The sequence below is a fragment of the Carboxydocella sporoproducens DSM 16521 genome, from assembly GCF_900167165.1.
GTDB lineage: Bacteria > Bacillota.
Map to the genome: position 1 here is coordinate 1 of NZ_FUXM01000062.1, position 5,642 is coordinate 5,642.

The window sequence follows — 5,642 nt, forward strand, 5'->3', positions numbered from 1 at the left end:
CGGCTGGAGGAGAGGCTTCCTGTGCATAACGGGCTTGCCCAGAGTGAGCAGGAGGCGTATAACTCCGTCTGGCCTGACCTGAAGTTATTGGCCCTGTCCGTACGGTGACCCCGTTTAGCCGGTGTCGGAGAAACCGGTAGGCGTCCTAACAGGACGCGGGAGGCGGAGTTATACTCCCACCGGGAGGTCAGCATAAACCGGTGCAGTACTCCCGTCCGGGTGGAACTCCCGGGCCGAGGTCCCCTGTCGCCCTGCCCCGCGGGGGCAAATCAAGTATTCGGAAAGGAGGCGAAAGCCTGGTCTGGGGGCCGACTTGGCTGGAGATAAAAACAGTCAAGTTTTTTGAACCAGGAGAAGCATTGGACAAGGTGGAAACCTACCCCCTGAGTCAGTATCCTGCCCTGGTACCGGTATTAAAAGAGGTGCGGCAGGGGGCCCAGGGGCTGAAAGTGCCGGAGCTTGGTACTCCTTTTGATGGTTGTGCCATTCGCCGCTGCCCGCAGACTATTGATAAAGGCATTTATCTGGTGGTTCTGGAGGAAGACGGACAGATGTTTTTTGTAGAAGATGATTTGCAGGCATTACCTCCCCTGGCATAAGGCCAGGGTTTTTTGCACATCCTTGATAAAAGTAATGGCACAAGCCATTAAATAAAGCAAAGGAGTGGTGAGCATGAGCGAGAAAAAAACTGTTGCCAACCTTTTAGCTGCTTTTGCCGGGGAAAGCCAGGCGCGCAACAAGTACACCTTTTTTGCCAGCATTGCCCGCAAGGAAGGCTGGCTGGAGATTGCCGAAATTTTTGAGGAGACTGCCAAGAACGAAAAAGAGCATGCCGAGGTTATTATTAAACTGCTGAAAAAACTGGGTGACAGCAAAATGAATCTGAAAGCGGCCATCGAAGGGGAAACCTATGAATGGCAGGATATGTATCCGGAATTTGAACGGGTGGCCCGGGAAGAAGGAGAAGAGGAAGCGGCCCGTTTCTTTGCGGAAGTGCAGAAAGTGGAAAAATTTCATGCCGAACGCTTCCAGCAGTTATTGAAACAGCTGGAAGAAGGCACTCTGCTGAAAAAACCGGAAACCATCCACTGGCAGTGCCGGGAATGCGGTTATATCTGGGAAGGCAACGAACCGCCAGCAGTTTGCCCGCTCTGTGGCCATGAGCGCAGCTATTACAAACCTATGCCCAGGGAATGCTAAGTTTTCGAGAGGAGGCAAGAGAGATGATGTGGAAATGCGGTGTTTGCGGATATATCTATGATGGAGAACAGGCTCCCGATAATTGCCCCAAGTGCGGTGCCCCGAAAGAGAAATTCAGTCAGGTTCCCCAGGAGACGGTGGATCTGATTTTAAAGGCCCGGCGGACCAATGACATACATATGGAACTGGCAGGTCTTCTGGACCATGTTCTGGCTCTGGCCGAGGAAGGGATTGAACTTAACCTTGATCCCCCCTGTGTGGGCATTTTCACCAGAGCCAAAACCTGTGCCTGGGAACTGAGACAGGCTATTAAAGCGGAAATAGTGGGGCATATCAGTAAAGGCAAATGGGGTTAAAAGATTGGCCGCAGCGAGCGGCCATTTTTTTTCGGGAACTATTAGGCTCAAAGACTGGAAGAATTATTGCCTGGCTTTCGTTTGTAAGGAATAGCGATTAAACTGGAACAGCAACAGCAAGGCAAGCAGGGCAGGTGCCAGTAGCCAGGTTAGAGCCGGGATAAGACCAGAGCTTTCGGCCTGGTGCCCGGTCAAAAAAAGGCCGAGACTGCCCAGGCCAAAGCCCAGGCCCTGCATCATGCCGGAAGCCATACCGGCAAAGTCTGGTAACAGCTCCTGGGCCATAACGATAGTCAGAGGGAAAGAGGCGGAAAGGGCAGCACCCAGCAGGCCCAGATTCAGCCATAATAGCCAGCCGTTGCTGACTAAAGTAAGGCCCAGGAAAACCACGGCCGCACTCATGCTGAACCAGAACACCCGCCGGGCCCCCCAGCGGTCAGCCCAGCGGCCGGCCATCAAGGTGCCGATGGTACCGGCAAAGAGAAACCAGGTGAGAGCGAGACCGGCGATTTCGCCCCGATAGCCTTTTTCTACCATCAGCTGAACGGCAAAACTGTTAAAAGCCATCTGAATCCAGGAGCGCAAACTGACAATCAGGTTTAACAAAATTAAAGGCATTAAAGGCAGCTGCCGCCACTGCTGGCGCAGAAGCGAAGCCGCACTGGTGGTAGACTGCGGGTTAATGCGCACACTGGCAACAGAGGAAATTGCCAGCAACAGGGAGGTAATCACTCCCGGGATGGCTAGCCAGGCCGTACTGACCAGACCATAATGCAAGGCTATGGGTACAGCGATAACAGGGGTAAGGGCGTAGCCCAGACTGCCAGCTGTTATGTAGGCAGATAGGACAGAGCCTTTATTGTATGCTGCTACCTGGGTGGTTACTACCGAACCCAGAGGGTGGTAGAGGGCGTTGGCCATACCGGCCAGAGAAACGGCCAGCAGCATAAAGGGTAATCCAGGCACCCAGGCCACTGCTGTCATGGCCAGGGAAATAATAGCACCTGTTACGGCCAGGTGCCAGCCTTTGCCCCGGCTGTCTGCCCACAGGCCCAGCAAAGGTTGCAGGGTGGCGGAAAACATGGAAAGGACCAGCATCAGGGTACTCTGCTGGCCTAGAGTTAATCCTCTCTCCTTTCCCAGTAGATAAAGGAGAGGGGGTACAAAATTCATATAAAAATCGATCCAGAAGTGGTTAAAAGCTAGAACGGCCAACTGGAAAGTACGTCGCTGCATAGATATTCACCTGCCAGAAAAACTCGATAGTATCCATTATAGACCTGTATTAATAGAAAAACAACCTTATTTTTTCTTTTCTTTCGACAGGAATTGCTCGGAAAATGTCGAATTGTGAACATTAGAATTTTTAAACGGGGGGAGCGGAATGACTATTAAGCGGCAGATTTGGTATAGTGTCATTGCCTTCTGGTTAATGGGAGTGGTACAAGCGGTAGCGGCCTTTACCGGTCTGGCAACTCCTGCTTTTGTGCTTGTTTTCGGATTGCTGATGATTATCGGGGCCTTTCTGGCAGGCTGGCTTTTGCTGGGCCGTATCCTGCCTCGGCTGGAAAGAGTGCAGAAAGTAGCAGCACGGGTACGGGTGGGCGATATGACGGTACAGGCGGACATAGACGGAAAGGACGAGATTGCGGATTTAGCCAGAGACCTCAATGGGATTGGGGCCCACTTGCAGGGTATTATCCATTCCCTGAAGGAGAACAGTTATGAAATAGGAGATCGGTCCAAATTGCTGGCCCAGGCAGCGCAGACGGCAGCGGCAGCCACCAGCCAGCTGGCAACAGCGGTTAATGAGGTAGCAGCTGGTACCAATGAGCAATCAGCCAAGTTGCAGGAAGTAACTGATTTGGCCCGGCAGCTGGCGGAAGCCATCGACCAGATCGCCAGAGGAGCGGAGGAACAGGCCAGCCATGTCAGTGAAACAGCCCGTCTGACGGAGATGATGGCAGGTCGGCTGGCCCAGCTGGAAATGGCTTTGCAGCAGTTACAGCTGGCTGCCCAGACCACCCTGAATTCCGGCCAAAGCGGGCGACAGGCAGTGGAAGAAACTATTGCTGGTATGCAGCGCATCCAGACTGAGGTAGAAAAAGTAGGGGTGGTGGTGGCCAGATTAGGGGAACATTCCACCCAGATCGGCAATATTATTCAGGTAATTGATGAAATCGCGGAGCAGACCAACTTGCTGGCTCTAAATGCAGCGATAGAAGCAGCCAGAGCCGGTGAGCATGGTAAAGGCTTTGCGGTAGTCGCCGATGAGGTACGAAAACTGGCAGAACGGTCAGGCCGGGCGACAAAGGAAATCGCCCAGCTGATCAACAATATCCAGTCCGGTATCGAAGAAGCCGTTCATGCCATGGGACGCAGCCAGAAAGAGGTAACCAGCGGAGTAGAACTTGCGGCTGGAGCCGGGCAGGCTTTAGCGGATATTCTGGCCAACCTGGAACAGACCGGGATTGTGATGCAGGAAATGGTCCAATCTCTGGCGGCTATGGCAGAAGCCAATGAGTCAGTGGTGAAAGCCGTCAGCAATGTGGCAGCTATAACCGAGGAAAATACGGCCTCTACTGAAGAAATGGCTGCCAATTCCGCTCAGGTTCTCAACGCCCTGGCCGAAGTGGCCATGGCAGTAGAGGCCCAGGCAGCAGCCAGTGAAGAAATGGCTGCAACCGCCCAGGAAATGAATCGTACGACCGGGGAAGTAGCGAAAATGGCTACCGACTTACAGACTATTTCCGAGAAATTACGGGAATGTCTGGGAGAGTTTCAGCTTTATCCCATTGAACGCCCCTGCTGGGAAATCAAAAACTGTCCCACTGAGCGCAAGGAAATGTGTCCAGCCTACCAAAACGAAGAGCTGCGCTGCTGGTTGATTAGTGGCACCTGGTGTGGAGGTGTCAAACAGGGAGATAAGGATGCCAAGCGCCATAACTGCATGAACTGCACTGCTTTCAAGGAAATGATGCGTTTGAAATAGGGAGCTGCGGCTCCCTTCAATTTTTTTGAGAGGCCAGGGTTTTTTGTGGTAAAATATTAAAGATGGAGGTGGAGGTTGATGGAAAAAACCAACAAGATAGTAATTGTCGGAGCAGGCAATGTAGGAGCCACCACCGCGTATGCTTTGCTAATCAGTGGCATTGCCTCTGAACTGGTTTTGTATGATATAAACCGGCAGAAAGCAGAAGGGGAAATTATGGACTTGGCCCATGGGGCTTCCTTTGTTCCTCCTACCAGACTGAGGGCCGGGTACCTGGCTGATTGCCGGGAGGCGGATATTATCATTTTCACTGCCGGGGCAGCCCAGCAACCCGGGGAAACCCGGCTGGATCTGGTAGATAAAAACACCAGGATTGTGGAAAAGGCTTTGCTGCCCATTCTGGAGCAGGCACCGGAGGCGCTGGTTTTAATGGTAACCAACCCGGTAGATGTTCTCACATACCAGGCATGGAAGCTTTCTGGCCTCAGTCCTGAACGGGTGCTGGGTTCGGGTACGGTACTGGATAGTGCCCGTTTTCGGCACGTGCTGGGCCAGCATTGCGGAGTAGATGTCCGCAATGTCCATGGTTATATTCTGGGTGAACACGGGGATAGTGAGCTGGCTGCCTGGAGCTCAGTACATATTGGCGGTATCCGGCTGGATGATTACTGTCTGGCCTGTGGCCAGGGCTGTGGTCAGGAAAAGCGGGAAGAAATGTTCCGCCAGGTTCGGGATGCTGCTTATCAGATTATCCAGGCCAAAGGAGCAACCTATTATGCAGTTGGGCTGGCGGTCCGGCGTATCTGTGAGGCCATCCTGCGGGATGAACACTCTATTCTGACGGTATCCAGCCTCATGCAGGGGGAATATGGCTTGCGGGATGTTTGTCTCAGCGTTCCCTGTGTGATTGGCCGGCAGGGAAGAATCAAGGTGCTGGAGCTCAATCTGACTGCGGAGGAAAAGGAGAAACTACAGCATTCTGCGGCCGTTATTGCCAGTTATCTGCCCGCGACAGACCGGAAGTAAGGAGGTAAGCAGCAGCTTCAGAAAACTAGACTATAATTGATTGTATTTAACTGTTTTGCTACATTAAA

General features: G+C 52.7%; 6 protein-coding genes. 5 read left to right on the forward strand and 1 reads right to left on the reverse strand.

The genetic code is table 11. The features are described 5' to 3' along the window. The first annotated feature begins 200 nt into the window (after nucleotides 1-200). The 3 genes from B5D20_RS13165 (at nucleotide 201) to B5D20_RS13175 (ending at nucleotide 1,556) form a co-directional block, all read left to right on the forward strand. Entirely contained in the window at nucleotides 201-599 is a 399-nt protein-coding gene (locus B5D20_RS13165) for a hypothetical protein (RefSeq protein ID WP_078666662.1), read from the forward strand. 73 nt (nucleotides 600-672) lie between these two features. Further along, nucleotides 673-1,200: a rubrerythrin gene (gene rbr / locus B5D20_RS13170; protein WP_078666663.1), complete on the forward strand. Its 528-nt coding sequence runs from the start codon at nucleotides 673-675 to the stop codon at nucleotides 1,198-1,200. A 23-nt stretch (nucleotides 1,201-1,223) separates the two neighbouring features. Then, complete coding sequence (locus B5D20_RS13175) at nucleotides 1,224-1,556, forward strand: rubredoxin-like domain-containing protein (protein WP_078666664.1); 333 nt, start codon at nucleotides 1,224-1,226, stop codon at nucleotides 1,554-1,556. A 63-nt stretch (nucleotides 1,557-1,619) separates the two neighbouring features. On the opposite strand, the gene B5D20_RS13180 is transcribed toward B5D20_RS13175, so the two are convergent. Further along, complete coding sequence (locus B5D20_RS13180; RefSeq protein ID WP_078666665.1) at nucleotides 1,620-2,792, reverse strand: MFS transporter; 1,173 nt, start codon at nucleotides 2,790-2,792, stop codon at nucleotides 1,620-1,622. Nucleotides 2,793-2,940: 148 nt separating this feature from the next. On the opposite strand from B5D20_RS13180, the gene B5D20_RS13185 reads away from it, so the two are divergent. Continuing rightward, entirely contained in the window at nucleotides 2,941-4,548 is a 1,608-nt protein-coding gene (locus B5D20_RS13185) for a methyl-accepting chemotaxis protein (RefSeq protein ID WP_078666666.1), read from the forward strand. Nucleotides 4,549-4,626: 78 nt separating this feature from the next. After that, the gene (locus B5D20_RS13190; RefSeq protein ID WP_078666667.1) at nucleotides 4,627-5,574 is read left to right on the forward strand and encodes an L-lactate dehydrogenase; all 948 of its coding nucleotides are present in this window, start codon (nucleotides 4,627-4,629) and stop codon (nucleotides 5,572-5,574) included. Nucleotides 5,575-5,642 lie beyond the last annotated feature (68 nt).